Origin of the sequence: Tepidimonas sp. (genome assembly GCF_046292505.1) — a bacterium.
Lineage (GTDB): Bacteria > Pseudomonadota > Gammaproteobacteria > Burkholderiales > Burkholderiaceae_C > Tepidimonas.
Genome location: NZ_JBKBQX010000094.1, coordinates 1 through 1,310, shown reverse-complemented (window position 1 = coordinate 1,310; position 1,310 = coordinate 1). Strand labels below are relative to the sequence as shown.

Below are 1,310 nucleotides of genomic sequence, written 5' to 3'. Positions count from 1 at the left end.
CTTTTTTGGTGGGTACTGCTTTCTCAACAACGCCGCCATCGCCGCACAGGCGCTGCGGGACGAGGGGCACGCGCGCGCCGCCGGCAGGGGGCGCAGGGCTGGCCGGTCGAGCTCGGCAAAGGCGCTGGCGCGGTTGCCGGGGAGTTTCTTGAACGCGCGCTGGTTCAAGTCGGCCAGCAAGACGGCAATCGAGCGGTTGAGCTCGGCCAGGCTGAAGAAGGTCTGGTGGCGCAGCCGCGCCAGAATCCAGCGCTCGACCACCTGCACGGCGACCTCGACCTTGGGCTTGTCGCGGGGTTTGGCCGGGCGTGCGGGCATGACCGCGACACCGTAGTGTGCACACAGCTCATCGAGCAGGCGGTGTGCGGTGGGCTCGTAGCGGTCGGCACGGGCCATCAAGGCACGTGGCTGGTCGGGCACCAGCAGGCGGGGCACACCGCCGATGAACTCCAGCGCGCTGATGATGCTGGCCACCCAGTCCGTGGCCTTCTGGCTGGCGGTGGCACAGGCGTAGGTGTAGTTCGATGCGCCCAGCACGGCCACGAAGACATGGGCTTGGCGTATCTCGCCAGTGTCGGCATCCACGACGGGCACGGTCTGGCCGGCGTAGTCCACAAAGAGTTTGTCGCCGGCCATGTGGGTCTGGCGCATGGAGCGCTTCAACCCGCGGGCCCAGGCCTTGTACTTCTCGCAAAAGGCGCTGTACTTGTAGGCCTGAGCAGCGTGCTGTTGCTGGTACTCCTCCCACAGCAGTTGCAGGGTGACGCCGGGGCGGCGCAGTTCGCGATGGATGTGGCTGTACTCGGGTTCCAGGTGGCGCGAGGCGCGCGCCACGGGTGGCTTGTAGAGCCGGGACTGGAGCTCTTCGTCGCTCAGGCTTTGGGCCAGCGCCCAGTCCACGCCGGCGGCGCGGGCATAACTGGCTATTTCGCTGACAGTGGACTTGGAGATGCCAAGCGCCGCGCCGATTTGGCGGGTGCTCAAGGCCCCGCCGTGCAGCAGTTGCAGTGTGTGTCGTAGTTTGCTCATGGTGACCCTGGGTGTGGGCATCGCTGGCTCCGGCCGATAAACCGGGCAGCGTATGCCGCGTTCGGGTCACTCAGAACACCCTGCAGGTGTCCGCCATCGATTTGGAATGCTGTCCGCCTTCAGCGTGCAACGGTGTCCGGCTTCACGCTGGAACACTGTCCGCCATCAGCGTGGAATCGTGTCCGCCATGGCGTGGAATACGCAATCAGGTGCCGATGGCGTCCCTGTCCGAAAGGCAAGGGGTGGCCGGCATGCGACTGCCGTCGCTGCGGTCCAGTCTG

1 protein-coding gene is annotated in these 1,310 nt (G+C 66.3%); it reads right to left on the bottom strand.

Annotated features, from left to right (window positions below):
* Window positions 1-1,050, bottom strand: a 1,050-nt coding sequence (gene istA, locus ACK4TH_RS11910) for an IS21 family transposase (RefSeq protein ID WP_409626744.1), incomplete at its 3' end; no start/stop codon positions are given.
* Window positions 1,051-1,310: the final 260 nt, after the last annotated feature.